The 25731-nt window shown below is 62.1% G+C and carries 25 protein-coding genes; 21 read left to right on the top strand and 4 right to left on the bottom strand.

What is annotated here, in order from left to right; translation table 11 throughout:
* The first annotated feature begins 102 nt into the window (after nucleotides 1-102).
* The 4 genes from mutS to murJ all read left to right on the top strand — a co-directional run bounded on the left by mutS (nucleotide 103) and on the right by murJ (nucleotide 7782).
* On the top strand, nucleotides 103-2829 hold the full coding sequence (mutS, locus tag J3P73_RS02325; RefSeq protein WP_130654459.1) for a DNA mismatch repair protein MutS: 2727 nt from the start codon (nucleotides 103-105) through the stop codon (nucleotides 2827-2829).
* Nucleotides 2830-2841: 12 nt separating this feature from the next.
* A complete protein-coding gene (locus J3P73_RS02320; RefSeq protein ID WP_130654458.1) occupies nucleotides 2842-3117 on the top strand; it encodes a hypothetical protein in 276 nt (91 codons plus the stop codon).
* Nucleotides 3118-3270: 153 nt separating this feature from the next.
* The gene (locus J3P73_RS02315) at nucleotides 3271-6177 is read left to right on the top strand and encodes a [protein-PII] uridylyltransferase (protein ID WP_130814620.1); all 2907 of its coding nucleotides are present in this window, start codon (nucleotides 3271-3273) and stop codon (nucleotides 6175-6177) included.
* 24 nt (nucleotides 6178-6201) lie between these two features.
* A complete protein-coding gene (murJ, locus tag J3P73_RS02310) occupies nucleotides 6202-7782 on the top strand; it encodes a murein biosynthesis integral membrane protein MurJ (RefSeq protein ID WP_018070066.1) in 1581 nt (526 codons plus the stop codon).
* A gap of 24 nt (nucleotides 7783-7806) precedes the next feature.
* Here the strand turns inward: murJ and J3P73_RS02305 are convergent, their stop codons facing one another.
* Nucleotides 7807-8235, bottom strand: coding sequence for a YcbK family protein (locus J3P73_RS02305; RefSeq protein WP_018070065.1), 429 nt, complete (start codon nucleotides 8233-8235; stop codon nucleotides 7807-7809).
* Nucleotides 8236-8423: 188 nt separating this feature from the next.
* Between J3P73_RS02305 and J3P73_RS02300 the strand changes: the two genes are divergently transcribed.
* The 16 genes from J3P73_RS02300 to trmB all read left to right on the top strand — a co-directional run bounded on the left by J3P73_RS02300 (nucleotide 8424) and on the right by trmB (nucleotide 22791).
* Nucleotides 8424-8822: a VOC family protein gene (locus tag J3P73_RS02300; RefSeq protein ID WP_024322186.1), complete on the top strand. Its 399-nt coding sequence runs from the start codon at nucleotides 8424-8426 to the stop codon at nucleotides 8820-8822.
* A 130-nt stretch (nucleotides 8823-8952) separates the two neighbouring features.
* Complete coding sequence (trpS, locus tag J3P73_RS02295; RefSeq protein ID WP_024322187.1) at nucleotides 8953-10017, top strand: tryptophan--tRNA ligase; 1065 nt, start codon at nucleotides 8953-8955, stop codon at nucleotides 10015-10017.
* Nucleotides 10018-10124: 107 nt separating this feature from the next.
* Nucleotides 10125-10616 (top strand): universal stress protein, encoded by a 492-nt coding sequence (locus J3P73_RS02290; protein ID WP_003544884.1) that lies wholly within the window; start codon nucleotides 10125-10127, stop codon nucleotides 10614-10616.
* A 185-nt stretch (nucleotides 10617-10801) separates the two neighbouring features.
* Nucleotides 10802-11368, top strand: a complete 567-nt coding sequence (locus J3P73_RS02285; protein WP_130771060.1) for a NifU family protein — start codon at nucleotides 10802-10804, stop codon at nucleotides 11366-11368.
* An 88-nt stretch (nucleotides 11369-11456) separates the two neighbouring features.
* Nucleotides 11457-12119 carry a tRNA (adenosine(37)-N6)-threonylcarbamoyltransferase complex dimerization subunit type 1 TsaB gene (gene tsaB, locus J3P73_RS02280; protein WP_130771059.1) on the top strand — a complete coding sequence of 221 codons (663 nt, stop codon included), beginning with the start codon at nucleotides 11457-11459 and terminating at the stop codon, nucleotides 12117-12119.
* Nucleotides 12116-12616 (top strand): GNAT family N-acetyltransferase, encoded by a 501-nt coding sequence (locus tag J3P73_RS02275; protein ID WP_018070061.1) that lies wholly within the window; start codon nucleotides 12116-12118, stop codon nucleotides 12614-12616. The genes tsaB and J3P73_RS02275 overlap by 4 nt, the downstream gene beginning before the upstream one ends.
* Before the next feature lie 82 nt (nucleotides 12617-12698).
* Nucleotides 12699-13127, top strand: a complete 429-nt coding sequence (locus J3P73_RS02270) for a Fur family transcriptional regulator (RefSeq protein WP_003544875.1) — start codon at nucleotides 12699-12701, stop codon at nucleotides 13125-13127.
* A gap of 27 nt (nucleotides 13128-13154) precedes the next feature.
* The gene (olsA, locus tag J3P73_RS02265; RefSeq protein ID WP_024322189.1) at nucleotides 13155-13952 is read left to right on the top strand and encodes a lyso-ornithine lipid O-acyltransferase; all 798 of its coding nucleotides are present in this window, start codon (nucleotides 13155-13157) and stop codon (nucleotides 13950-13952) included.
* 320 nt (nucleotides 13953-14272) lie between these two features.
* A complete protein-coding gene (gene miaB, locus J3P73_RS02260) occupies nucleotides 14273-15682 on the top strand; it encodes a tRNA (N6-isopentenyl adenosine(37)-C2)-methylthiotransferase MiaB (protein WP_130654457.1) in 1410 nt (469 codons plus the stop codon).
* An 18-nt stretch (nucleotides 15683-15700) separates the two neighbouring features.
* A complete protein-coding gene (locus J3P73_RS02255; protein WP_024322191.1) occupies nucleotides 15701-16753 on the top strand; it encodes a PhoH family protein in 1053 nt (350 codons plus the stop codon).
* Nucleotides 16753-17268, top strand: a complete 516-nt coding sequence (gene ybeY / locus J3P73_RS02250; protein WP_018070056.1) for an rRNA maturation RNase YbeY — start codon at nucleotides 16753-16755, stop codon at nucleotides 17266-17268. Before J3P73_RS02255 ends, ybeY begins: the two co-directional genes overlap by 1 nt.
* Nucleotides 17265-18410 (top strand): hemolysin family protein, encoded by a 1146-nt coding sequence (locus J3P73_RS02245; protein WP_018070055.1) that lies wholly within the window; start codon nucleotides 17265-17267, stop codon nucleotides 18408-18410. Before ybeY ends, J3P73_RS02245 begins: the two co-directional genes overlap by 4 nt.
* Nucleotides 18411-18490: 80 nt before the next feature.
* Nucleotides 18491-20095 (top strand): apolipoprotein N-acyltransferase, encoded by a 1605-nt coding sequence (lnt, locus tag J3P73_RS02240; RefSeq protein WP_130771058.1) that lies wholly within the window; start codon nucleotides 18491-18493, stop codon nucleotides 20093-20095.
* A gap of 152 nt (nucleotides 20096-20247) precedes the next feature.
* On the top strand, nucleotides 20248-20664 hold the full coding sequence (locus J3P73_RS02235) for a helix-turn-helix domain-containing protein (protein WP_017966725.1): 417 nt from the start codon (nucleotides 20248-20250) through the stop codon (nucleotides 20662-20664).
* A 178-nt stretch (nucleotides 20665-20842) separates the two neighbouring features.
* Entirely contained in the window at nucleotides 20843-22081 is a 1239-nt protein-coding gene (gene metK / locus J3P73_RS02230; protein ID WP_018070053.1) for a methionine adenosyltransferase, read from the top strand.
* Between the two features lie 8 nt (nucleotides 22082-22089).
* Nucleotides 22090-22791 carry a tRNA (guanine(46)-N(7))-methyltransferase TrmB gene (trmB, locus tag J3P73_RS02225; protein ID WP_018070052.1) on the top strand — a complete coding sequence of 234 codons (702 nt, stop codon included), beginning with the start codon at nucleotides 22090-22092 and terminating at the stop codon, nucleotides 22789-22791.
* A gap of 262 nt (nucleotides 22792-23053) precedes the next feature.
* Here the strand turns inward: trmB and J3P73_RS02220 are convergent, their stop codons facing one another.
* Both J3P73_RS02220 and J3P73_RS02215 read right to left on the bottom strand, forming a co-directional pair.
* A complete protein-coding gene (locus tag J3P73_RS02220) occupies nucleotides 23054-23311 on the bottom strand; it encodes a BQ00720 family protein (RefSeq protein ID WP_003556039.1) in 258 nt (85 codons plus the stop codon).
* Between the two features lie 47 nt (nucleotides 23312-23358).
* Nucleotides 23359-23784, bottom strand: a complete 426-nt coding sequence (locus tag J3P73_RS02215) for an Hsp20 family protein (RefSeq protein ID WP_003583826.1) — start codon at nucleotides 23782-23784, stop codon at nucleotides 23359-23361.
* A gap of 276 nt (nucleotides 23785-24060) precedes the next feature.
* Here J3P73_RS02215 and J3P73_RS02210 point away from each other — a divergent pair, with 276 nt between their 5' ends.
* On the top strand, nucleotides 24061-25005 hold the full coding sequence (locus J3P73_RS02210) for a nucleoside hydrolase (protein WP_024322194.1): 945 nt from the start codon (nucleotides 24061-24063) through the stop codon (nucleotides 25003-25005).
* A gap of 41 nt (nucleotides 25006-25046) precedes the next feature.
* Here J3P73_RS02210 and grpE read toward each other — a convergent pair whose 3' ends face one another.
* Nucleotides 25047-25679, bottom strand: coding sequence for a nucleotide exchange factor GrpE (grpE, locus tag J3P73_RS02205; protein ID WP_024322195.1), 633 nt, complete (start codon nucleotides 25677-25679; stop codon nucleotides 25047-25049).
* Nucleotides 25680-25731 lie beyond the last annotated feature (52 nt).

Genomic DNA, 25731 nt, shown 5'->3' with positions numbered 1-25731 from the left:
CGTCCTGTGGGCGACGCTTTGCTCTTCCTCAAATGCTGTTGTCATCTATAGCGGCGCGCGGATAGGGTTGGCACCTGTTTTTTTGGGAAAAACTCCACCTCCGTGAACGCACGAATAGACACAGGGAATGAAGCCTTTTCGGCTGCCGAGCTTGCCACGGCGGAAAGCCGTGCCTCGGCGACGCCGATGATGGAGCAATATATCGAGATCAAGGCGAACAATCCGGGTTCGCTTCTGTTCTATCGCATGGGCGATTTCTACGAGCTGTTCTTCGAGGATGCGCTGGAGGCTTCACGCGCGCTCGGTATCACGCTGACCAAGCGCGGCCAGCACATGGGCCAGGATATCCCGATGTGCGGCGTTCCGGTGCATGCGGCCGACGATTATCTACAGAAGCTGATTTCACTCGGCTTCCGCGTCGCCGTCTGCGAGCAGATCGAGGATCCGGCCGAAGCAAAAAAACGCGGCGCGAAATCCGTCGTCAAGCGTGACGTCGTCCGCCTCGTCACTCCAGGCACGATCACCGAGGAAAAGCTGCTTTCGCCCTCGGAATCCAACTATCTGATGGCGCTGACCCGCATTCGCGCCAGCGGCGAGGCCTTGCTGGCGCTTGCCTGGATCGATATTTCCACCGGCGTCTTCAGGCTTGCCGAGACCGAAGCCTCGCGACTGCTTGCCGATATCCTGCGCATCGATCCGCGCGAACTCATCCTGCCCGACACGATCTTCCACGATCCCGAACTCAAGCCGGTCTTCGACGTGCTCGGCCGGACAGCGGTGCCGCAGCCTTCCGTGCTCTTCGACAGCGCCAGCGCCGAAGGCCGGATCGCGCGGTATTTCGGCGTCGCGACGCTCGACGGCTTCGGCACCTTCTCACGCGCCGAGCTGGCGGCAGCAGCAGCCGCCGTCGCCTATGTCGAGAAGACGCAGATTGCCGAGCGGCCACCGCTTGGAAAGCCGGAACGGGAAAGTGCGGCCTCGACGCTGTTCATCGATCCCGCCACCCGCGCCAATCTCGAACTTGCCCGCACGCTTTCGGGCGATCGCAACGGTTCGCTCTTGAAGGCGATCGACCGCACCGTCACCGGCGGCGGCGCCAGGCTTCTTGCCGAGCGGCTGATGTCACCGCTGACCGACCCCGCCCGCATCAATGCGCGGCTCGATTCGATCGGCTTCCTGATCGACGACCCCCTGCTCTGCGGCAATCTGCGCGACACGCTGAAACATGTGCCCGACATGCCGCGCGCCCTGTCGCGCCTGGCGCTCGACCGCGGCGGCCCGCGCGATCTCTGGGCGATCCGCCAGGGCCTTGACGCGGCGGGCGGAGTTGCGGCCATGCTCGGCAAGGCGATGCTGCCCGAAGAGCTCAGCCAGGCGCTGTCCGGGCTGCAGGCCCTTCCCGCGGCAGTGGAGAAGCTGCTTGCCGAGACGCTCGCCGACGAATTGCCGCTGTTGAAACGCGATGGCGGCTTCCTGCGTGACGGCGCCAGCGCCGAGCTCGACGAGGTCCGGGCACTGCGCGACCAGTCGCGCCGCGTCATTGCCGGCCTGCAATTGCAATATGCCGAGGAGACCGGCATCCGGTCGCTGAAGATCAAGCACAACAACGTCCTCGGTTATTTCATCGAAGTCACCGCTGGCAATGCCTCGCCGATGACGGAGACGGCGGACGCGAAGGGCCGCTTCATCCACCGCCAGACGATGGCGAACGCGATGCGCTTCACCACGACCGAACTTGCCGATCTCGAAAGCCGCATCGCCAATGCCGCCGACCAGGCGCTGACGATCGAACTCGAAGCCTTCGACAGGATGACGGCGGCCGTGGTTGCGGAAGCCGAGGCGATCAAATCGGGCGCCCGGGCGCTTGCCGTCATCGACGTCGCCTCAGGCTTGGCGCTTCTCGCCGAGGAGCAGGCCTATTGCCGCCCGCAGGTCGACGGCTCGAAGATGTTTGCCATCGAGGGCGGCCGCCATCCGGTCGTCGAGCAGGCGCTGCGGCGGCAGGCAGGTGGTCCCTTCGTCGCCAATCATTGCGATCTGTCGCCCAAGACCGGTGACCGGGACGGGGCGATCTGGCTGCTGACCGGCCCTAATATGGGCGGCAAGTCGACCTTTCTGCGCCAGAACGCATTGATCGCCATCCTGGCGCAGATGGGCTCCTTCGTGCCGGCGACATCAGCCCATATCGGCATCGTCGACCGGCTTTTCTCGCGGGTCGGCGCATCAGACGATCTGGCGCGCGGGCGCTCGACCTTCATGGTTGAGATGGTGGAAACAGCGGCGATCCTCAACCAGGCGAGCGACCGTTCCCTCGTCATCCTCGACGAGATCGGCCGCGGCACCGCGACGTTCGACGGTCTTTCGATCGCCTGGGCCGCCGTCGAGCACCTGCATGAGGCCAATCGCTGCCGCGGCCTCTTCGCCACGCATTTCCACGAGCTGACTGTGCTTTCGGAAAAGCTTGGCCGGCTATCGAACGCGACGATGCGCGTCAAGGAATGGGACGGCGACGTTATCTTCCTGCACGAGGTCGGGCCGGGTGCGGCGGACCGCTCCTACGGCATTCAGGTCGCGCGCCTTGCCGGGCTTCCGGCCTCGGTCGTGGCGCGAGCTCGTGATGTGCTGACCCGCCTGGAAGATGCCGACCGCAAGAACCCGGCGAGCCAGCTGATCGACGACTTGCCGCTTTTCCAGGTGGCGGTGCGCCGCGAGGATACGGCCCGCGGGCCCTCCAAGGTCGAGGAGGCGTTGAAAGCGATGAGCCTTGACGACATGACGCCGCGCGAGGCGATGGATGCGCTTTACGACCTCAAGAAGAAGCTGAAATAGGAGTAGCGCGCCATGTTCATGGAAAAACTGGTTCGCGAAACCGAGCGCCTCTCGCTCATCTGCTCCATGCTCGATACGATGCGGCGCGCCGATAGGGACCGCAATGCGCGCGGCTGGACGTCGCCGATCGGCATGCTGAAAATCACCCGCTGCTGCGCTGTGATCTCAGAGCTCGGAACGTCGATTGCCAAGGCCGGCTATCGCGAATGCGACAGGCAGGCGCTTGAGGAGATCATGCGCGAGACACGGCAGGTGCTGCATCTGCTGAATGCGCGGGCAGCCGGCTGAGGATTTCGGGAAAGCCCGAAGATTTCGGGAAAGCCGGCGCCTTGCGTCAAAGCGCCCTCGCCTCTTGCAGCGAACCAACACCATTTCGCCAAATTTAAAGGTTCTTGCAGTATCAAAGCCCGTGTCAATCGCCGGGCAAAGGGGCTATAGCGCATGCAGACGAAACCAGCGGCAGGCCGTGAACCGGCAGTCCGGCATGAACAGGAAACCGCCCCGGCGATAACGATGCGCGACCTCGATTTCTCCAATATCCTCGACGTCGAGCTCTTGCAGAAGCAGTGTGACGCCGTTGCCGAGGCCAACCGCAACCGGCCCGACATCCTGCGCGCCGATCTTCTGGCGGTGCTGAAGAAGGCGAGCACGGAGGGCCGGCAGAAGGCGCGCGAGGCACTGATGGCCGACGGCGGCGGGCTGAACTGCGCCTACCGGATTTCCTGGCTGCAGGACCAGATCATCACCGTCCTCTACAATTTCGCCACCGCCCATATCTTTCCGCATCAGAAAGACAAGTTTGCGGTGACCGCCGTCGGTGGCTACGGCCGCGACACGCTGGCGCCGGGCTCCGATATCGACCTGCTCTTCCTCTTCCTGCCGAGGCCGGCGGAAGAGACGCACAAGGCGGTCGAATTCATGCTCTATGTGCTCTGGGACATGGGCTTCAAGGTCGGTCACGCCACCCGCACGGTGGAGGAATGCATCGCGCTTTCCAAGTCCGACATGACGATCCGCACCGCCATCCTGGAGATGCGCTACATCTGCGGCCTGCAGCGGCTGGGAACCGAGCTCGAGACCCGCTTCGACAAGGAAATCGTCACCGGCACCGGTCCCGAATTCATCGCCGCCAAGCTTGCCGAGCGCGACGAACGCCACCGCAAGGCGGGCGACACGCGTTATCTGGTCGAACCGAACGTCAAGGAAGGCAAGGGCGGGCTTCGCGACCTGCACACGCTGTTCTGGATCTCGAAATATTATTATCACGTGCGCGACCAGGCGGAACTGGTCAAACTCGGCGTGCTGTCCAAGCACGAATACCGTCTGCTTGAGAAAGCCGACGATTTTCTCTGGGCGGTGCGCTGCCATATGCACTTCCTGACCGGCAAGGCCGAGGAGCGCCTGTCCTTCGACATCCAGCGCGAGATCGCCGAAGCCTTCGGCTATCACACGCGCCCGGGCCTTTCGGCCGTCGAGCGCTTCATGAAGCACTATTTCCTTGTCGCCAAGGATGTCGGCGATCTCACGCGCATCCTCTGCGCTGCGCTTGAAGACCAGCAGGCGAAGTCGATCCCGGGCCTCACCGGCGTCATCAGCCGCTTCACCCATCGCAATCGCAAGATCGCCGGCAGCGTCGAATTCGTCGAAGACCGCGGCCGTATCGCGCTCGCCGACCCCGAGGTCTTCAAGCGCGATCCGGTCAACATCATCCGGCTCTTCCATGTCGCCGACATCAATGGGCTGGAATTCCATCCGGATGCGTTGAAGCGCGTCACCCGTTCGCTCGCGCTGATCGACAACGCCTTGCGGGAAAACGACGAGGCGAACCGGCTGTTCATGTCGATCCTGACGTCGAAGCGTGATCCGGCGCTGATCCTGCGCCGCATGAACGAGGCCGGCATGCTCGGCCGCTTCATCCCCGAATTCGGCAAGATCGTCGCGATGATGCAGTTCAACATGTATCATCACTATACGGTCGACGAACATCTGATCCGCACCGTCGACATTCTCTCCGAGATCGACAAGGGGCGCGCCGAGGATCTGCATCCGCTCGCCAACAAGCTGATGCCCGGCATCGAGGACCGCGAGGCGCTGTATGTCGCCGTTCTCCTCCACGACATCGCCAAAGGCCGCCAGGAGGATCATTCGATCGCCGGCGCCCGCGTCGCCCGCAAGCTCTGCGCCCGCTTCGGCCTGTCGCAGAAGCAGACTGAGATCGTCGTCTGGCTGATCGAGGAACATCTGACCATGTCGATGGTGGCGCAGACCCGCGACCTCACGGACCGCAAGACGATCACCGATTTCGCCGACCGCGTACAGTCGCTCGACCGGCTGAAGATGCTCCTGATCCTGACGATCTGCGATATCCGCGCCGTCGGTCCGGGCGTCTGGAACGGCTGGAAGGGCCAGCTTCTGCGCACGCTCTATTATGAAACCGAGCTGCTGCTCGCCGGCGGCTTTTCGGAGGTCTCCCGCAAGGAGCGGGCCAATGCCGCCGCCGAGGCGCTGCATTCAGCGCTCGCCGACTGGAGCCAGAAGGACCGCAATACCTATACCAAGCTGCACTACCAGCCCTATCTGCTTTCCGTGCCGCTGGAAGACCAGATCCGCCACGCCCATTTCATCCGCCAGGCCGATAAGGCGGGCCAGGCGCTCGCGACCACGGTGCGCACCGACAGTTTCCACGCGATTACAGAGATCACCGTGCTGTCGCCCGACCATCCGCGGCTGCTCGCCGTCATTGCCGGCGCTTGTGCCGCGGCCGGCGCCAACATCGTCGACGCCCAGATCTTCACCACATCGGACGGGCGGGCGCTCGACACCATCCATGTCAGCCGCGAATTTACCGACGATGCCGACGAGCTGCGGCGTGCGGCGACGATCGGACGGATGATCGAGGACGTGCTGTCCGGCCGCAAGCGGCTGCCCGAGGTCATCGCCACGCGCGCGCGCAACCGCAAGAAAAGCAAGGCTTTCGTCATTCCGCCGTCGGTCAACATCACCAACAGCCTGTCGAACAAGTTCACCGTCATCGAAGTCGAATGCCTCGACCGGCCGGGACTGCTGTCCGAGATCACCGCCGTGCTGTCCGATCTGTCGCTCGACATCCAGTCGGCCCGCATCACCACCTTCGGCGAGAAAGTGATCGACACCTTCTACGTCACCGATCTGGTCGGCCAGAAAATCTCCGGCGACAGCAAGCGCGCCAACATCACCGCCCGGATGAAGGCCGTCATGGCCGAGGAGGAGGACGAACTGCGTGAGCGCATGCCTTCTGGCATCATCGCGCCCGCCGCCACCGCCCGGACATCGCCCTCCACCGACAAGAAAGCCGGTTCCCCCGTATGAGCCAACACGCATGAGCCCAAACGCATGAGCCTCGTCAAGAAATTCGCGACCGTCGGCGGCGCAACCCTCGGGAGCCGCATCTTCGGCTTCGCCCGCGAAACGCTGATGGCAGCCGCCCTCGGCACCGGACCGATGGCCGACGTCTTCTACGCCGCCTTCCGCTTTCCGAACCTCTTCCGCCGGCTGTTTGCCGAGGGTGCCTTCAACGCCGCCTTCGTGCCGCTCTTTGCCAAGGAGATCGAGGCAAACGGTACGGAAGGCGCCAAGCGCTTTTCGGAAGAAGTCTTCGGCGTGTTGTTTTCGGTGCTGCTCCTCATCACCATCGTGATGGAGCTTGCCATGCCGCTCTTGGTGCGCTTCGTCATCGCGCCGGGTTTTGCCGACGATCCCGACAAGTTCTCGATCACCATCCGCATGGCGGCGGTGATGTTTCCCTATCTGATGTGCATGTCGCTGACGGCGATGATGAGCGGCATGCTGAATTCGCTGCATCATTTCTTCGCCGCCGCCATCGCGCCGGTCTTCCTCAATGTGGTGATGATCGGGGCGCTGTTTTATGCGCTTTATACCGGCGCCGATCCGCTGGCGACCGCCTGGTATCTCTCCTGGGGCGTTCTTGCCGCCGGCGTCCTGCAGCTCGCCGTCGTCTATGTCGGCGTGCTTGCGGCCGGCATGAGCATCGGCTTCCGTTTCCCGAAGATGACGCCGAACGTCAAGCGGCTGCTGATCCTGGCGGTGCCGGCTGCGGTGACGGGCGGCATCACCCAGATCAACCAACTGATCGGTCAGGCGATTGCGTCGTCCCGCGACGGCGCGATCGCAGCGTTGCAATATGCCGACCGCATCTATCAGCTGCCGCTCGGCGTCGTCGGCGTCGCCGTCGGCGTGGTGCTTCTGCCGGAACTTGCCCGGGCGCTGAAGGGCGGCAACCTGCGCGAGGCTGGAAACCTGCAGAACCGCTCGATCGAATTCGTGCTGTTCCTGACGATCCCTGCCGCCTTCGCGCTCTGGATCCTGTCCGACGAGATTATCCGCGTGCTCTATGAGCGCGGCGCCTTCCATCAGGAAAATACCGCCGTCGTCGGCTCGATCCTGGCGATTTACGGCATCGGCCTGCCGGCCTTCGTGCTGATCAAGGCGCTGCAGCCCGGCTTCTATGCCCGCGAGGACACCAAGACGCCAATGCGCTTTTCGGCCATCGCGGTTGCGACCAACTGCGCCACGGCGCTGACCCTCTTCCCCTATATGGGCGCGCCCGGCATAGCGGTTGCCGAAGCCACCGCCGGCTGGATCAGTACCGTGCTGCTGTTCAGCACGCTTTTGCGCCGTGGCCATCTGACATGGGAATGGGCGCTGGCAAAGCGCACCGCCCTGCTGATCGTCGCTGCGGCCGTGATGGGTGCTGCCATTGTCTTCCTGAAGCAGCACTGGGCGCCGTGGCTTGCTTCCGGCGCGCCGCTTATCACCAAGATCGGCACCCTCGGGCTGCTGATTGCGATCGCCATGCTGATCTATTTCGCCGCCGCTTTCCTGGTCGGCGGGGCAAATCTCGGCATGATCCGACGCAATCTCAACCGCAAGCCGGCACCGGCAAAGGACGGGTGAGGTCGCACTTTTCCTGTTATTGCTTCAGCAATCGACCCATCGTCGCTGCGGTCCGACGTCGACATGGATGATGCCGTTGCAATAGCTGCCGATGCCGCCGATGCCCGGCGCGCTTCTTGCGGCTGATATGATGGTGCGCTCCGACAGGCCGGGCATCCTGAAATCGGCCGCCAGACATTTCCCGTGCAGGGACCCATGGCGGCGGGGATGCGGCCTGTGACCCGAGGTTATCACGGGGCGGCGGCCGGTCTTCGCAGCAATATACGACAGGACCGCTCGCAGCCGCCCGGGAAAGCAGCCGGCACGAACGCTGACGGTCTGGACCGTGTAGGCGAGGCGTGCCTCATGTTTTGGAAGATGAACACCGTGCCGTTTCATGTCTTGACCGACGGCACCGGTTGCTGATTGTAGGGCGAAAAGGCCTGCCATGGCGAGCAAAGTTGCGTTCTGCATGGTCCCTCCGATCGGCTATCGCAGCAACCCCATCGGCGCCGGTGCCACGCGGCGGATTTTCAGTTCAAAAAAAGCTTTTTTGTGAAATTTTATACTCCATTATGAGTAAGACGGTTGATCAATTCGGCTTAAAAACCGGGATATCGCCGCTCGAAACTGGAATAAACATCTCAAACGCGAGGTAACACATGATGATCCAGTCTCTTTTCCTCGTCACTCTCGTCGTCGACGACTACGACCGCGCCAAGGCCTTCTATTGCGACGACCTCGGTTTCGATTGCCTTCAGGACGAGCCGCAGCCGGAGGGCAAGCGCTGGGTGGTGGTGAAGCCAAGGGGTGGGGATGGCGCCGCGTTTCTGCTGGCGCAGGCGGCAGACGAGACGCAGCGCGCAGCCATCGGCAATCAGACCGGCGGTCGTGTCGGCTTCTTTCTGAAGACCGACGATTTCGCCCACGACCATGCCGCGATGCTGGCGGCCGGCGTGCGCTTTCTGGGAGAGCCGCGTCACGAGGTTTACGGCACGGTGGCGGTCTTTGCGGATCCCTACGGCAACACTTTCGATCTGATCCAGCACACTGCCGCCTGAACCCCTTGATTGCGACCGATTGCCCGTGCATAAGCCGCGGCGTTAGCAATATGGGCGAAAAGCCCTGCTGCATTCTGCAGCAATTTAAACTGTGACAGCGTGGGCCCTCCACCAGCCTATTGAGGACGACATGAACGAATTCAAGAAACTCGTATTCTCCGGCGTACAGCCGACCGGCAATCTGCATCTCGGCAATTATCTCGGCGCGATCCGCCGGTTCGTGGCGCTGCAGGAAGGCAATGACTGCATCTATTGCGTCGTCGACATGCATGCGCTCACCGCCCAGCTCGTGCACGAGGACATGCCGAGCCAGACGCGCTCGATCGCCGCTGCCTTCATCGCCGCCGGCATCGATCCGGAAAAGCATATCGTCTTCAATCAGTCGGCCGTGCCGCAGCATGCCGAACTCGCCTGGATCTTCAACTGCGTCGCCCGCATCGGCTGGATGAACCGTATGACGCAGTTCAAGGACAAGGCCGGCAAGGACCGCGAACAGGCCTCGCTCGGCCTTTACGCCTATCCGAGCCTGATGGCTGCCGACATTCTCGTCTATCGCGCCACCCATGTGCCGGTTGGCGAGGACCAGAAGCAGCATCTGGAGCTTGCCCGCGACATCGCGATGAAATTCAACCTCGACTATGCCGAGCATATCAGCAGGACCGGCTACGGCGTCGACATCACCGTCGGCAACGAGCCGGTGCATGCCTATTTCCCGATGGTCGAGCCACTGATCGGCGGACCGGCACCGCGTGTCATGTCGCTACGCGACGGCACCAAGAAAATGTCGAAGTCGGACCCCTCCGATCTCTCGCGCATCAACCTGATGGACGACGAGGACGCGATCTCGAAGAAGATCCGCAAAGCCAAGACCGATCCGGACGGTTTGCCGAGCGAGATCGACGGGCTGCAGGGCCGTCCGGAAGCCGACAATCTGGTGGCGATCTATGCCGCACTCGCCGACAAGTCGAAGGCGGACGTGCTTGCCGAATTCGGCGGCCAGCAATTCTCCGTCTTCAAGCCGGCGCTGGTCGATTTGGCGATCCACGTGCTCGCGCCGATCACCGGCGAGATGCGCCGGCTGATGGACGATACCAGCCATATCGACGCGATCCTGCGCAAGGGCGGCGAGCGCGCAAGGGCCCGTGCCGAGGTGACGATGCAACAGGTGCGCGACGTCATCGGCTTCCTCTATTGAGATAAATCTCCTCTTCTCCCTGTCGCGGGAGAAGAGGATTTCTTCTGGGGCATCAGGGCAAAAACTGGGCTTGCAAATTTTCCGCTTCGGGTGTCAGAGTCCGCGCCATGGTATCGAAGCGACTCTCACGGCTCGAAGGTCACCGCCGCAAATTCATGGCGGTAATCGACGGTACACCCGAATGCCAACGCGCCGTTCATTATGCCGGCCGGCGCGCGAAGAATTCCAATGGCGGGCTGGTGCTGCTCTATGTGATCCCCGATGGGGATTTCCAGCAATGGCTCGGCGTCGAAGAGATCATGCGAGCCGAAGCCCGTGAAGAGGCCGAGGCGGTGGTTGCCAAGATCGCCCAGATCGTGCGCGAGACCATCGGCATCGAGCCTGAGGTCGTCATCCGCGAGGGCGGTGCTGCCGAACAGATCAACGCCGTGATCGAGGAAGACCGCGATGTGGCGATTCTGGTTCTGGCCGCCGGTTCTGCGAAGGAAGGTCCAGGGCCGCTCGTCTCCTCGGTCGCCGGTCGCGCTGCGGCGTTTCCGATCCCGGTCACCGTGCTGCCGGATACGCTGACCAACGAGGAAATCGACGCCCTCTGCTAGAGCATGATGCCGAAAAGAGTGAGCGGTTTTCGGACGAGATCATGCTCTAACTATCAGGCCTAGAATCATCCTGTTCCAGCTTTTCTTGAGTACAAGTCTCTTGATTAGAGCCGTCAATCGGCTTATCTTCTTTTGAAGAATTCTAAAGACGGTCGAGACCATGGGCCGGCCGCATGGAGAACCAGATGTTCATTCAGACCGAAGCCACGCCGAACCCTGCCACGCAGAAGTTCCTGCCGGGCAAAGTGGTGATGGAAAACGGCACGGCCGAGTTCCGCAGCGCCGAAGAGGCTGAAGCCTCGCCGCTCGCCGCCCGCCTGTTCGAAATATCAGGCGTCACCGGCGTCTATTTCGGCTATGATTTCATTTCCGTCTCCAAGGATAATGCCGACTGGCAACATCTTAAGCCGGCTATATTGGGCTCGATCATGGAGCACTTCATGTCCGGCAAGCCGGTCATGGGCGATGCCTCCATCCTTTCCGAAGACGCCGATGCCGGCGACGAATTCTTCGACGAAGGCGATGAATCGATCGTGCTGACCATCAAGGAGCTTCTGGAAACCCGCGTGCGCCCGGCCGTTGCCCAAGACGGCGGCGACATCACTTTCCGCGGCTTCAAGGACGGCAAGGTCTACCTGAACATGAAGGGTTCCTGCGCCGGCTGCCCGTCTTCGACGGCAACGCTGAAGCACGGCGTGCAGAACCTGCTGCGCCATTTCGTTCCGGAAGTGCAGGAAGTGATTGCCGCTTAAAAAACTTGAATTCGTCCGGCTGTTCATCTCAGGTTCGGCCGAACGGATTTATCGATAGGCGACACTGGTTTATTCGGAAATTGATGGCATGATCATTCTGGCGCTCGACACGGCGGGTGTGGACTGCGCTGCCGCTGTCTATGACAGCAGCAGGAATACGGTGCTGGGGGAGGCATCGGACATGATCGGCAAGGGGCATGCTGAACATCTGATTGGTATCGTCGATCGCGCGCTGGATCAGGCGGGACTGGCGCTTTCTCATATCGACCGCCTTGCCGTCACCATCGGTCCCGGCTCCTTTACCGGCATCCGCGTCGGCGTTGCCGCAGCCCGCGGTTTTGCGCTCTCCCTCAATGTTCCCGCCGTCGGCATCACGACGCTAGAAGTCATGGCATCAGCCCAGCGCGACAAGACGCCTCATCGCGCCGTGCTGGCGGCGATGGATGCCAAGCGCGACGAGATCTACCTCCAGTCCTTTGCAGCCGACGGTTCTCCGCTCGACACGCCACGGGCGGTCAGCGTTGCAGAAGCGCAGGCTTTTGCCGCCGGCTTCGACGGCGAGATCACCGGTTCGGCGACGGTGCTGCTGAAGGCTGACGCCGGCGGTGATCACATCAACAGATTCCCGATCTCCATCGTGGCGCGCCTGGGCGCTGCCGCCTCCCCCGATGCCGGAAAGCCGAAGCCCCTTTATCTGCGCGGACCTGATGCCAAGCCGCAGGCCGGGTATGCGATTGCGCGACGAGTATGACGATGCTGGAAGCCTATCTGACGCTGAAACCGGAATTCGAGATCATCGCCATGGAGCGCGAGGATTGCCGCGAGGTCGCCCTCCTGCACGGCGAGCGGTTCGCCCGCCCCTGGGGCGATGGTGAGTTTCACGGCCTGCTGATGCAGGACACCGTGTTCGGCTTCGTCGCACGCCAGACCAATGCCATCCTGAAAAAGCCGCTTCCGGGGTTCATCCTTGCCCGCCATGTCGCCGGCGAGGCGGAGATCCTGACGATTGCCGTGCAGGCGAAGGTCGCCCGCGCCGGACTGGGCTGGCGGCTGATGCAGGCGGCGATGCGGGAAGCACACGCGCGTGGCGGCGAGAGCATGTTTCTCGAGGTCGACAACGGCAATACGGCAGCACTTGGCCTCTACCGCAAGCTCGGCTTCGAAAAGGTCGGCGAACGCCAGGGTTACTACAGGCAAGAAAACGGCGCCCTCTCCACGGCGCTTGTCATGAAGCGCGTTCTTCGGTAGTTCCCTGGCAGCGAGATGACATGCAGGCCGGCGCAAATGCCGTGCGGCGTTGTCGAAACACGAATATCTCTATAGGCGGGCGATGACTGATGTAGCCAAGACCCTTGAGGAGCTTTGCACCGAACGCGGCATGCGCATGACCGAGCAGCGCCGCGTGATCGCGCGCATTCTCGAAGACTCGGAAGACCATCCCGACGTCGAAGAACTCTACCGCCGCTCGGTGAAGGTCGATGCGAAGATCTCGATCTCGACCGTCTATCGCACCGTGAAACTGTTCGAGGATGCCGGCATTATCGCCCGCCATGACTTCCGCGACGGGCGCTCGCGCTATGAGACGGTGCCGGAAGAGCATCACGACCACCTCATCGACCTGAAGACCGGCACGGTCATCGAATTCCGCTCGCCAGAGATCGAGGCACTGCAGGAGCGCATCGCCCGCGAGCACGGCTTCCGGCTGGTCGACCACCGTCTGGAGCTCTACGGCGTTCCGTTGAAGAAAGAAGACCTCTGAAGCAATGGCAGCCTGGGAGACCAGCATTTGATCGCCTGGCTGCGCATCGCCTTCGCTGCGGTCGTCATCCTTGCCGTCAGCCTCGTGCTCATGCCGCTGCAGGTGCTGGCGCTGCGGTTCGACTGGCGGCTGCGCCGCAGGCTTCCGCGCGTCTGGCACCGTATCGTCTGCTATTGCCTCGGCATCCGCGTCCGCGTGAGCGGCAAGCTGGAAGATCGCCGGCCGCTGATGCTCTGTTCCAACCATTCCTCCTGGCTGGATATCATGGTGATGTCGGCCGTTGCCGACGTCGTCTTCATTGCCAAGATCGAGGTTCGCGACTGGCCGATCTTCGGCGCGCTCGCCAAGCTGCAGAAAAGCGTCTTCGTCGTGCGCGAGGAGCGGCGCAAGACCGGTCATCAGGCAAACGAGATCGCCGGGCGCATGGCCGACGGTGAGATCGTCGTGCTCTTTCCCGAGGGCACGACCTCGGACGGCAACCGGCTGCTGGAGGTCAAGTCCTCGCTATTCGGTGCTGCCGCGATGGCGGTGCCCACGTCACCGACGGGAACGGTCGTGGTGCAGCCGGTGGCGGTTGCCTATACCAGGGTGCATGGCATCGCCATGGGGCGTTATCACCGGCGGCTCGCCGCCTGGCCGGGGGATCTCGACCTCTTGCCGCATCTCATCGACATCGTGCGCTGCGGCGCCATCGACGCCGAGGTTTCTTTCGGCGAGGCGGTGGATTACCGCGCCGACACCAGCCGCAAGGAGGTAAGCGCGACGATCGCCTTGCGCATCCGCAACCTCCTGAACAGCCGCCTGCGCGGGCGGGAAATCTCTTAGAGCCTTTCCTGGTCAGATTGCAGCATTCTGCCGGAGCAGGTTTTCGTCAGGGCAGAGGCGATTGGCGAAGGGCATACCCCAAGGTACGTCCGAGCCGATCGCCTCTGATCCTGGCGCAAAGATGCCCGGCCCTTCGGGTTGGCTGAAACGGGCCGCCTGATCGACCGGCCGGCTTGGCCGTAGAGCTTGGCTACGACGCGCGCCGGCCGATCGACCATCCGACTCCGCTTGAGCCAACAGAATGCCGCAATCTGACCAGGAAAGGCTCTAAAGCAAGATTTCGATTTTCTCCGGCGGCAAAAACCACTAAATAGCGCGCCATGACACAGGACAGCGCCCTTCTCCAGGCCCCGGAATCGACACCCCGCGATGGCAGCAACAGCCGCAAGGTCTTCATCAAGACCTATGGCTGCCAGATGAACGTCTACGATTCCATGCGCATGAGCGACGCGCTCGCCCGCGACGGCTACGAGCCGACGGAAGATATGGAAGAGGCGGACCTCGTTCTGCTCAACACCTGCCATATCCGCGAGAAGGCGGCCGAGAAGGTCTATTCGGCGCTCGGGCGGCTGCGCGAGATGAAAAAGAAGAAGGCGGCGGACGGCCGGGAGATGATGATCGGCGTTGCCGGCTGCGTCGCCCAGGCCGAAGGCGAGGAGATCCTGCGCCGCGCACCCGCCGTCGACGTCGTCATCGGCCCGCAGACCTATCATCGCCTGCCGGAGGCGCTGCGCCGGGCCAAACAAGGCCACCGCGTCGTCGATACGGAATATGCGATCGAGGACAAGTTTGAGCATCTGCCGATCGCCGAGAGCCGAAAGATCCGCGCCCGCGGCGTCACCGCCTTCCTGACGGTGCAGGAGGGCTGCGACAAGTTCTGCACCTTCTGCGTCGTGCCCTATACACGCGGCTCGGAAGTGTCGCGGCCGGTTTCCCAGATCGTCGAGGAAGCCGAAAAGCTCGTGGAAAGCGGGGTGCGCGAGATCACCCTGCTCGGGCAGAACGTCAATGCCTGGCACGGCGCCGGGAGCCAAGGCGAGGCATGGAGCCTCGGCGACCTGCTCTATCGCCTGGCGGAGATCCCCGGCCTTGCGCGGCTGCGCTATACCACAAGCCATCCGCGCGACATGGACGACCGGCTGATCAACGCCCATCGCGACCTCCCGGCGCTGATGCCCTATCTGCATCTGCCGGTGCAATCGGGCTCGGACCGGATCCTGAAAGCAATGAACCGGCGTCACACGGCGGCCGAATATCTGGCGCTGATCGAGCGCATCCGCACCGTGCGGCCTGACATCGCCCTGTCCGGCGATTTCATCACCGGCTTTCCGGGGGAGACAGATGAGGATTTTGAGGATACACTGAGGCTTGTGGAGGAGGTACGTTATGCACAGGCTTTCTCGTTCAAATACTCGACACGGCCGGGCACACCCGGCGCGGAACTGAAGGACCAGGTGCCGGAAGAAATCAAGGCAGAACGGCTGGAACGCCTGCAAATGCTTCTCCTGAAGCAGCAGCAGGAATTTGCCGAATCCTGCATCGGCAAGGAGATCGACCTGTTGCTCGAAAAGCCCGGTCGCATGCCGGAACAACTAATCGGACGTTCTCCCTGGCTTCAATCAGTGAATGTTGATGCAAAAGCATCGCAAATCGGTGACATTATTAAAGTGCGAATCACCGGAACCGGAACAAACAGCCTGTTTGCCGAACGCGCAGAGGCTGCGGTTTAACCTAAGGAGCCCGACCGCTTGAACGGACAAGAATTGGTTTCTTCTTCACCGCGCCACCCCCGCACGCCGAGCGACACCAATCACTTCGTCCTGACGTTCGAGAACAACCGGTTCGCCAGCGAGCTGTTCGGTCAATTCGACCAGAACCTCAAGCTGCTCGAGCAACGGCTCAATATCGATGCGCGGGCACGCGGCAATTCCGTCGTCATCACAGGCGATGTCGTCACCACCAATCAGGCGCGGCGCACGCTCGACTATCTCTATGAAAAACTTCAGAAAGGCGGCAGCGTGGAACGATCCGACGTCGAGGGCGCAATCCGCATGGCGGTCGCCGCCGACGACCAGCTCAGCCTTCCCACAATGGAACGCAAGGCCAAGCTGACGATGGCGCAGGTTTCGACACGCAAGAAGACGATCATCGCCCGCACGCCGACGCAGGACGCCTATATCAGGGCGCTGGAACGCGCCGAGCTCGTCTTCGGCGTTGGCCCGGCCGGCACCGGCAAGACCTATCTTGCCGTCGCGCATGCCGCCCAGTTGCTGGAGCGCGGCGCGGTCGAAAAGATCATCCTGTCGCGTCCGGCGGTCGAGGCCGGCGAGCGCCTCGGCTTCCTGCCCGGCGACATGAAGGAAAAGGTCGATCCCTATCTTCGCCCGCTCTATGACGCACTCTACGACATGATCCCCGCCGACAAGGTCGACCGGGCGATCGCCGCCGGCGTCATCGAAATCGCGCCGCTCGCCTTCATGCGCGGCCGCACGCTCGCCAACGCCGCCATCATCCTCGACGAAGCGCAGAACACGACAACGATGCAGATGAAGATGTTCCTGACGCGTCTCGGCGAGAATGCGCGCATGATCGTCACCGGCGACCCGAGCCAGATCGACCTGCCACGCGGCGTCAAATCCGGCCTCGTCGAGGCCTTGCAGCTTCTGAACGGCGTCGAGGGCATCTCGATCGTGCGCTTCAAGGATACCGACGTCGTCCGCCATCCGCTGGTCGGGCGCATCGTCAGGGCCTATGATTCCACCTATGCCGTCGAAACCGAAGACGTCAGCCGGCAGGACTGATGGCCGAACTCGACATCCAGATCAGCGTCGAGGACATCGGCTGGCCCGGCGAGGAAACGCTGCAGTCGTTTTGCGAACGCGTGCTCAGTGCCGCGGCAATCTATCTCCGCGACAGCGAGAAGCAGCCCTTCCCGACGATGCCGCCCGAGGTTTCGCTTGTCTTTACCGACGATGCCTCGATCCAGGACATCAACGCCGAATGGCGCGGCAAGGACAAGGCGACCAATGTGCTCTCCTTCCCCGCCTTTCCGGTTCAGCCCGGCAAGATGCCCGGTCCGATGCTCGGCGACATCATCATCGCCCGGGAGACGGTGGAGCGGGAAGCGACCGAGCTGGAAAAGAGCTTCGACGACCACCTGACCCATCTTCTGGTGCACGGTTTCTTGCATCTTCTCGGCTACGATCATATGAATAGTGCCGAAGCCGAAATTATGGAGGGGCTGGAGACTCGCATTTTGGCGCAGCTCGGCCTATCTGATCCTTACGAGGGTCAAGACCTTAAAATGGAACCATGAGCGACTTTACGACGAAGCCGGCGGCAGACGCCAAGGACTCCGAGCCATCCTCCTCTTCGGACGAGGCAGGCAGTAGTAGTCGGCCATCCGGCCGATCGCAATCCTTCTGGTCGCGCGCCGCGCGCATGCTTCGCCCGCAGCAGGGCTCGCGACTGCGCGAGGATCTCGCCGACGCGCTGATGACCGATGCGGCCGGCGACGATGCCTTTTCGCCCGACGAACGGGCGATGCTCAACAACATCCTGCGCTTTCGCGAAGTGCGCGTCGCCGACGTGATGGTGCCGCGCGCCGATATCGAGGCGGTCGACCAGAACATCACCATCGGCGAGCTGATGATCCTCTTTGAGGAATCCGGCCGTTCGCGCATGCCTGTCTATGCCGATACGCTCGACGATCCGCGCGGCATGGTGCATATCCGCGATCTGCTCTCCTATGTCGCCAAGCAGGCGCGCAACAAACGCCGCGGCCCGACGAAACCGGCCGCTGTCGTGCCGGCGATCGAGGTTGCGCCCGAAAACATCCAGAAGACCACGCGTTCGGCCAAGCAGAATTTCGATCTCGCCCGCGTCGACCTGCAAAAGACGCTTGCCGAGGCTGGCATCATCCGCAAGATCCTGTTCGTGCCGCCGTCGATGCTGGCGTCCGACCTGTTGCGCCGGATGCAAGTAAACCGCACGCAGATGGCGCTCGTCATCGACGAATATGGCGGCACCGACGGGCTTGCCTCGCATGAGGACATCGTCGAAATGGTGGTCGGCGACATCGACGACGAACATGACGATGAAGAAGTGATGTTCAAACGCGTCGCCGAAGACGTCTTCATCGCCGACGCCCGCGTCGAACTGGAAGAGATCGCCGCCGCGATCGGGCCGGATTTCGACATCAGCGAGCAGGTCGACGAGGTCGATACGCTGGGCGGCCTGATCTTCTCGGCGCTCGGCCGCATTCCGGTGCGCGGCGAGGTCGTGCAGGCGCTGCCGGGCTTCGAATTCCACATCCTCGACGCCGATCCGCGCCGCATCAAACGGCTGCGCATTACCCGCAAGCGCCACGCGGTTCGCCGCCGCGCCAAGACGGATGGCGACATCGCCCCCGGCTCCGAGGCCGGCGACGACCGGCCGGCGGAATCGACCGCCAACTGACAGGACCCAACTGACGGGACAAAGAGCCGCTTTTTTGAAAGACTGCGATCGGGTTGATTCGCGGTTTGATGGGAGTGCGCATGGAGCGGCTTGCGGACAGGGTTATCCTCGTCTGGGGTTTCAAACGGTCGCTGCTGGCCATCGCCGCCGGGGCATTCGCGGTTCTGGCGCTGCCGCCCTTCGGCTTTTTCGCGGCGATGTTCGTTTCCTTCACACTGCTCGTCTGGCTGATCGACGGGGCGGCGGCTTCGCCTGAAAGCGGCCTGATCGGCAGGCTGTGGCCGGCGTTCACCACCGGCTGGCTGTTCGGCTTCGGCTATTTCGTCGCCGGCCTCTGGTGGCTCGGCCATGCGCTGCTGGTCGATCAGGAGGAATTCGCCTGGGCGCTGCCGCTGGCAATCCTCGGGCTGCCGGCCTGTCTTGCGATCTTCTACGGGCTGGCGGCCGCCCTTGCCCGCATCGTCTGGTCTGATGGCATGGGGCGGATCGCCGCGCTTGCGGCTGGCTTCGGGCTGATGGAGTGGCTTCGAAGCGTGATCCTCACCGGCTTTCCCTGGAACGCCATCGGCTACGGCATGATGCCGGTTCCGCTGATGATGCAGTCGGCGCATGTGATCGGGGCGATGGGGGTGACGACCCTTGCCGTCTTCGTTTTTTCTGCGCCTGCCCTTGCCGGGACGCGGCAAGGCGCGCGGCCGGGCATCGCGCTCGCCGTCCTGCTCTTTGCCGCTCATCTCGGTTATGGCGCTTATGCTCTCTATCTCGCGCCGCGGCCGAACACATTGCCGGAGGACAAGCGGCCGGTGGTGCGGTTGGTGCAGCCGGCAATCGACCAGGCGGCGAAGATGGACAACGACGCCGACCGCGCCGCGATCTTCGAGACGCATCTGAAGCTTTCGGCTGAAGCACCGAAGAATGGCGGACGCAAACCCGATATCATCGTCTGGCCAGAAACCTCGATCCCCTTCATCCTGACCGACAACCAGGATGCGCTGACGCGGATCGCCGATACGCTTGATGACAACCAGGTGCTGATCGCCGGCGCCGTGCGCGCCGAGGAGATGGGACCGGGCACTCCGACGCGCTATTATAATTCCATCTACGTGATCGACGGCCGCGGCCAGATCATCGGCGCCTCCGACAAGGTGCATCTGGTGCCTTTCGGCGAATACCTGCCCTTCGAGGACGTGCTCACCGAATTCGGCATTCAGAACGTCGTCGAAATACCAGGAGGGTTTTCGGCCGCGGCAAGCCGGCACCTGCTGACGCTGCCCGGCGGCCTCAATCTCTATCCGCTGATCTGTTACGAGATCATTTTCCCCGGCGAAATGACCGGCGACATAAAAGACGCCAATGCGATCCTCAATATCACCAATGACGCCTGGTTCGGCGCGACGCCCGGCCCCTATCAGCATTTCCAGCAGGCGCGGGTACGGGCTGTTGAAACCGGTCTGCCGTTGATTCGTGATGCCAATAGCGGCATTTCAGCGCTGGTGAACGCCCATGGGGAAATTATTGCGGGCCTCGATCTTGAGGAAACCGGCTTCATCGATGCAACGCTCGATAGCAACAGCGCGGGACTCGGAACGACAAACCCCCAGCAAACATACTTCTGGTTGACCGAGGCACTGCTGATTCTGATTGCGCTAATTTCTCGCAGAGGTTTTATTTCCGGGTTGAATTGACCAAAAACCCCTAAAATTGCATAGTGATGACAATCGGCGTTCTTAACGTATGTTCGAAGGTGGGTTCCTCACCTCTTGCAACGTGGCGTTTTGGGATGGATCAGGGGCATGCCGGTTAGAAACAGGTTGAAATTCTTAGCTAGGGCACGACCATGATTGAAAACAAAAAGAAGCCGAATCCGATCGACATCCATGTTGGCAGCCGTATTCGCCTCCGTCGTACGATGCTGGGCATGAGCCAGGAAAAGCTTGGCGAAAGCCTTGGCATCACCTTCCAGCAGATCCAGAAATATGAAAAGGGCACCAACCGCGTCGGCGCAAGCCGCCTGCAGAACATCTCGAACATCCTCAATGTTCCGGTGTCCTTTTTCTTCGAGGACGCGCCCGGCGAACATTCTGCCGGCGGCGGCGGCATGGAAGCCTCCAGCTCGAATTACGTCGTCGATTTCCTGTCCTCCTCGGAAGGACTGCAGCTCAATCGCGCCTTCGTCAAGATTTCCGATCCCAAGGTTCGCCGCAAGGTCGTGGAGCTGGTGAAAGCCCTGGCCGCTGAAGCCGACGCCGACTGAACCAAGACCAGTGCAGAATTCGAAAGGCGGTCGAAAGGCCGCCTTTTTTGCGTTTTTGGGGCAAAATTTGTCACTTTGCCGCAGATATAAAGATATATTTATGTCCTTCTGCGCTTGTCATCGGCCCTCGAACTGAGTACCTACTAGCTGGCTTTTGTTCTTTGAGGGGAATCCCGAAATGCGCGCGAATTATCTCTTTACCAGCGAATCTGTTGCCGAAGGTCATCCGGACAAAGTCTGTGACCGCATCTCCGACGAGATCGTCGATCTGGTCTACCGCGAAGCGGCCAAGACCGGCGTCAATCCATGGGGCGTGCGCATTGCCTGCGAAACGCTGGCGACGACCAACCGCGTCGTCATCGCCGGCGAAGTCCGCCTGCCGCCGAGCCTGATGAAGAAGGACAAGGACGGCAAGGACGTCATCAACCCGTCGAAGTTCAAGGCTGCCGCCCGCCGCGCCATCAAGGATATCGGCTACGAGCAGGACGGCTTCCACTGGAAGAAGGCCAAGATCGACGTGCTCTTGCACTCGCAGTCGGCCGATATCGCGCAGGGCGTCGACAGCGCCTCCGACCAGCAGGGCGACGAAGGCGCCGGCGACCAGGGCATCATGTTCGGTTACGCCTGCCGCGAAACGCCGGACCTAATGCCGGCCCCGATCTATTATTCCCACAAGATCCTGCAACTGCTCGCGATTGCCCGCAAGAAGGGCGACGGCGAAGTCGCCAAGCTCGGCCCCGACGCCAAGAGCCAGGTGACCGTGCGTTACGTCGACGGCAAGCCGTCGGAAGCAACCTCGATCGTGCTTTCGACCCAGCATCTCGACGAGAGCTGGGATTCGAACAAGGTCCGCGCCGTCGTCGAGCCCTATATCCGCGAAGCGCTCGGTGAACTGAAGATCGCCGACGATTGCAAGTGGTACATCAATCCGACCGGCAAGTTCGTCATCGGCGGACCGGACGGCGATGCGGGCCTCACCGGCCGCAAGATCATCGTCGACACCTACGGCGGTGCCGCTCCGCATGGCGGCGGTGCATTCTCCGGCAAGGACACGACGAAGGTCGACCGTTCGGCCGCCTATGCCGCCCGCTACCTTGCCAAGAACGTCGTCGCCGCCGGCCTTGCCGACCGTTGCACGATCCAGATCTCCTACGCGATCGGCGTCGCCCAGCCGCTGTCGATCTATGTCGACCTGCACGGCACCGGCAAGGTCACCGAGGATCAGATCGAAGCGGCTATCCGCAAGAACATGGACCTTTCGCCGACCGGTATCCGCCGCCATCTCGACCTCAACAAGCCGATCTATGCCAAGACCTCTGCTTATGGCCATTTCGGCCGCAAGGCCGGCCGCGACGGCTCGTTCTCCTGGGAGCGCACCGACCTCGTGAAGGCGCTCAAGGAAAGCGTGAAGGCCTGAGATAAAGCATGACGGATATGGAACGCCGCAGCCGGGCGACCGAAGCCTTCTTCGGTCGCCGCAAGGGCAAGGCCCTGCGCGAACAGCAGGCCGAGACGCTGAACAGTCTCCTGCCGGCATTCCTGATCGATCTTACAGCGGCTCCCCCCGAGCCGCTGACATCCCTCTTCCCGGTTCCAGTCGAAAGATTGCGGCTGGAAATCGGTTTCGGCGGCGGCGAGCACCTGATCCACCGCGCGCTGGAGACACCTTCGACCGGCTTCATCGGTGTAGAACCCTTCGTCAATTCCATGCAGAAGCTGCTGTCGCGCATCGGCGAGACCGGCGCTTCCAATATCCGCGTCTATAATGACGACGCGACGCAGCTGCTCGACTGGCTGCCGGACGGTTCACTCGATATAATCGATCTGCTCTATCCCGATCCCTGGCCGAAGCGGAGGCACTGGAAGCGGCGCTTCGTCTCGAAAACCAATCTCGACCGCTTTCATCGCGTGCTGAAGCCCGGCGGCCTGTTCTGCTTCGCCTCCGACATCGACACCTATGTGAACTGGACGCTGATCAAATGCCGCGACCATGGCGGTTTCGACTGGATGGCCGACAATGCAGCGGATTGGCTGACGCCCTATGAGGGCTGGCCGAGCACACGTTACGAGGCCAAGGCGCGGCGCGAGGGCCGGTCTTCGGCCTATCTGACATTCAGGAAGATCTGAGCCTACCGCAATTCAAAGTGCCGCAGCTTCCTTTGCGCGTCTCTAAAGCGCGGCGCAATCTTTCAGATTCGCTCCTTGCGCTTTAGGTCTTTGTTTTTACGCATGTCGTTATCGCAAAACCGCTGCACAGTTTTGCGCGACATGCTTTAAAGACGCGCGGCGCTGTAGGCGCAATGTCGCAACAACAGTCCCGACCGCAGCGAAATGAATAGAGGGACCCCGTGCCGGAACGCGGTAAAACGCGACAGACGGTCGTTGACGGTCAGTGCAGGCTGACCGTCTTCAATTCGTCCTCGGCAGCCTTGAAGAAGGTGCTGGAGCGGTTATCCGTCAGCAGGATCGGCGTGCCGTCGGCGCCGAAGAGCGCCCACAGATCGACGGTCGGATCGATATCCGGCGCCTCGGGAAAGCACTTGGCGACCTCATCGGTCCGCATTTTTCTGATATAGGCGACCTCGCCGTTGCCGATGTGGGCAAGCTCGGATTTGGTCAAGTGAGACGTGGCTTCTTTCATCAACATTCCTGTTCCTCCGGGAGAAGGGACCAACGGTTCGACAAACCGTTGTGCTACTGTGAGACCGAAATGTTAATTTTCTTGACCATTCGCGCGGGTTCCGGACGAATTAGATCGACGGAGAGCAGACCGTTCTTCAGGCCGGCGCCGAGCACCTGCATGCCATCGGCAAGGACGAAGGTACGCTGGAACTGGCGGGCGGCGATGCCGCGATAGAGATAGTCCCGCTCGCCCTGTTCGACCTGGCGGCCGCGGATCAGAAGCTGGTTCTCCTCAATGGAGACATCGAGTTCCTCTTCGCTGAAGCCGGCCACCGCAAGAGTGATGCGCAGACGTTCCGGCGCACCGCTGTCGGCGCCGATGCGTTCGATATTGTAAGGCGGATATCCGTCGCTCGCCTTGGAAATGCGCTCCAGCGTCTTTTCCATGGCATCGAAGCCCAGAAGCAGCGGGCTGGCGAAAGGGGTAATGCGGCTCATCTCTTTTCAAGTCCTTGGCGCAAGCGACCATCCCGGACCTCAAGTGCAGCATCCGGATGCCGCTAATATGGGGACAGGAGCCCGGCGCTGCAAGGCATGGGGCGCGACGTGTCGGCGCCACCTTCTCAATTTTAAGCTGACGTCAGGCTCTTTCCTTGACAAAGCGCCTGCTGCCTCGCATCAAAACATGCCCGCGCGGATTGTGCTGATTTGTGACGGGACGTGAAGAAATCGGTGCGGCCCGATAACACGCAGTGCGAGGATGGAACGATCGGAATGGCAAGCGCAAGAAAGATCATCATCGACACGGATCCCGGCCAGGACGACGCGGCCGCCATCATGCTGGCCTTCGGCAGTCCCGATGAGCTGGAGGTGCTGGGGATCACGACGGTCGCCGGCAACGTGCCGCTTTCGCTCACCAGCCGCAATGCGCGCATCGTCTGCGAGCTCTGCCGACGGACGGAGACGAAGGTTTTCGCCGGCGCCGACGCGCCGATCGCCCGCAAGCTGGTGACGGCCGAACATGTGCACGGCAAGACCGGCCTCGACGGTCCGGAGTTGAACGAGCCGACGATGGCGCTGCAGCCCGGCCATGCCGTCGATTTCATCATCGAGACGTTGCGCCATGAGCCTGAAGGCACTGTGACGCTGTGTACGCTCGGGCCGCTCACCAATATCGGCATGGCCTTCCAGAAGGCGCCCGACATCATCCCCCGCATCCGCGAGTTGGTGATGATGGGCGGCGGCTTCTTCGAGGGCGGCAACATCACGCCGGCCGCCGAATTCAACATCTATGTCGACCCCGAAGCCGCCGATATCGTCTTCCGCTCAGGCGTTCCGATCGTGATGATGCCGCTTGATGTGACGCATCAATTGCTGACCCGCAAGGACCGGGTGAAACGCATGGCCGAGATCGGCACGGCGCCGGCAAAGGCCATGGTCGAGATGCTGGAATTCTTCGAACGCTTCGACATCGAGAAATACGGTTCCGACGGCGGGCCGCTGCACGACCCGACCGTCGTCGCCTACCTGCTCAAGCCGGAGCTTTTCCAGGGCCGGGACTGCAATGTCGAGATCGAGGTCCAGTCCGAACTCACCGTCGGCATGACGGTCGTCGACTGGTGGCATGTGACCGAGCGCAAGCGCAACGCCAAGGTTATGCGCCATGTCGATGCGGATGGCTTTTTCGATCTGCTGATCGAACGCTTCGCCCGCATCTAACGCTTCGGCTTTCCTTCTGCACGAGGCAGAAGGAAGGGATATCAGGCGTCTTTCTCGTCGAAGACGGAGTTGGTTTCGGCTTCCGCCGGCTTCGGGCCGCCCTTCGCGACACCGACCATGGCCGGGCGCAGCACGCGCTCGCCGATGGAGAAGCCTGCCTGCACGACCTGCACGACCGTATTGTTCGGCACGTCGGGGTTCGGCACCTCGAACATTGCCTGATGGAAATTCGGATCGAACTTCTGGCCAACCGGCTCCAGCTTGCGAACGCCGTGGCGCTCGAGAGCCGACAGCATGGCGCGCTCGGTCATCTCGACACCCTCGATCAGCGTGCTAAGGCCGGCATCGGCCGCAGCTTTGGTCTCCGGAGAGATGGCATCAAGTGCGCGGCGCAGATTGTCCGAGACGGCGAGCATGTCGCGTGCAAAGCCCGCGACGGAATAGGACTTGGCATCCTTCACCTCGCGCTCGGTGCGCCGGCGCAGATTGTCCATCTCGGCAGCAAGGCGCAGATAGCGGTCGCGCAGTTCGCCGTTTTCGGCTTTCAGAAGCTCAAGCGCGTCCGGCTGGGCGGCCTCTTCCTGCGCAGTTTCGTTCTCGACGTAGGCGGTAGCGTCGGCTGCGGCATCCGCCACAGTTGCGTCAGGTCCGTTTTTCGTCGTGTCATCGGTCATGACGGTCTCCGGTTGGTGTCTTCAGATGCGCCCGATATCGAGGTTTGACCGA

It is taken from the genome of Rhizobium ruizarguesonis, from assembly GCF_017357285.1.
Lineage (GTDB): Bacteria > Pseudomonadota > Alphaproteobacteria > Rhizobiales > Rhizobiaceae > Rhizobium > Rhizobium ruizarguesonis.
This window is presented reverse-complemented; position numbering and strand designations above follow the sequence as displayed.

What these genes read in the sequence shown, in the direction of transcription:
- J3P73_RS02320 (WP_130654458.1), top strand. Translation starts at nt 2,842, where the DNA reads ATGTTCATGGAAAAACTGGTTCGCGAAACCGAGCGCCTCTCGCTCATC.
- J3P73_RS02315 (WP_130814620.1), top strand. Translation starts at nt 3,271, where the DNA reads ATGCAGACGAAACCAGCGGCAGGCCGTGAACCGGCAGTCCGGCATGAA.
- murJ (WP_018070066.1), top strand. Translation starts at nt 6,202, where the DNA reads ATGAGCCTCGTCAAGAAATTCGCGACCGTCGGCGGCGCAACCCTCGGG.
- J3P73_RS02305 (WP_018070065.1), bottom strand. Translation starts at nt 8,235, where the DNA reads ATGCAGAACGCAACTTTGCTCGCCATGGCAGGCCTTTTCGCCCTACAA.
- J3P73_RS02300 (WP_024322186.1), top strand. Translation starts at nt 8,424, where the DNA reads ATGATGATCCAGTCTCTTTTCCTCGTCACTCTCGTCGTCGACGACTAC.
- trpS (WP_024322187.1), top strand. Translation starts at nt 8,953, where the DNA reads ATGAACGAATTCAAGAAACTCGTATTCTCCGGCGTACAGCCGACCGGC.
- J3P73_RS02290 (WP_003544884.1), top strand. Translation starts at nt 10,125, where the DNA reads ATGGTATCGAAGCGACTCTCACGGCTCGAAGGTCACCGCCGCAAATTC.
- J3P73_RS02285 (WP_130771060.1), top strand. Translation starts at nt 10,802, where the DNA reads ATGTTCATTCAGACCGAAGCCACGCCGAACCCTGCCACGCAGAAGTTC.
- tsaB (WP_130771059.1), top strand. Translation starts at nt 11,457, where the DNA reads ATGATCATTCTGGCGCTCGACACGGCGGGTGTGGACTGCGCTGCCGCT.
- J3P73_RS02275 (WP_018070061.1), top strand. Translation starts at nt 12,116, where the DNA reads ATGACGATGCTGGAAGCCTATCTGACGCTGAAACCGGAATTCGAGATC.
- J3P73_RS02270 (WP_003544875.1), top strand. Translation starts at nt 12,699, where the DNA reads ATGACTGATGTAGCCAAGACCCTTGAGGAGCTTTGCACCGAACGCGGC.
- miaB (WP_130654457.1), top strand. Translation starts at nt 14,273, where the DNA reads ATGACACAGGACAGCGCCCTTCTCCAGGCCCCGGAATCGACACCCCGC.
- ybeY (WP_018070056.1), top strand. Translation starts at nt 16,753, where the DNA reads ATGGCCGAACTCGACATCCAGATCAGCGTCGAGGACATCGGCTGGCCC.
- J3P73_RS02245 (WP_018070055.1), top strand. Translation starts at nt 17,265, where the DNA reads ATGAGCGACTTTACGACGAAGCCGGCGGCAGACGCCAAGGACTCCGAG.
- lnt (WP_130771058.1), top strand. Translation starts at nt 18,491, where the DNA reads ATGGAGCGGCTTGCGGACAGGGTTATCCTCGTCTGGGGTTTCAAACGG.
- J3P73_RS02235 (WP_017966725.1), top strand. Translation starts at nt 20,248, where the DNA reads ATGATTGAAAACAAAAAGAAGCCGAATCCGATCGACATCCATGTTGGC.
- metK (WP_018070053.1), top strand. Translation starts at nt 20,843, where the DNA reads ATGCGCGCGAATTATCTCTTTACCAGCGAATCTGTTGCCGAAGGTCAT.
- trmB (WP_018070052.1), top strand. Translation starts at nt 22,090, where the DNA reads ATGACGGATATGGAACGCCGCAGCCGGGCGACCGAAGCCTTCTTCGGT.
- J3P73_RS02220 (WP_003556039.1), bottom strand. Translation starts at nt 23,311, where the DNA reads ATGTTGATGAAAGAAGCCACGTCTCACTTGACCAAATCCGAGCTTGCC.
- J3P73_RS02215 (WP_003583826.1), bottom strand. Translation starts at nt 23,784, where the DNA reads ATGAGCCGCATTACCCCTTTCGCCAGCCCGCTGCTTCTGGGCTTCGAT.
- J3P73_RS02210 (WP_024322194.1), top strand. Translation starts at nt 24,061, where the DNA reads ATGGCAAGCGCAAGAAAGATCATCATCGACACGGATCCCGGCCAGGAC.
- grpE (WP_024322195.1), bottom strand. Translation starts at nt 25,679, where the DNA reads ATGACCGATGACACGACGAAAAACGGACCTGACGCAACTGTGGCGGAT.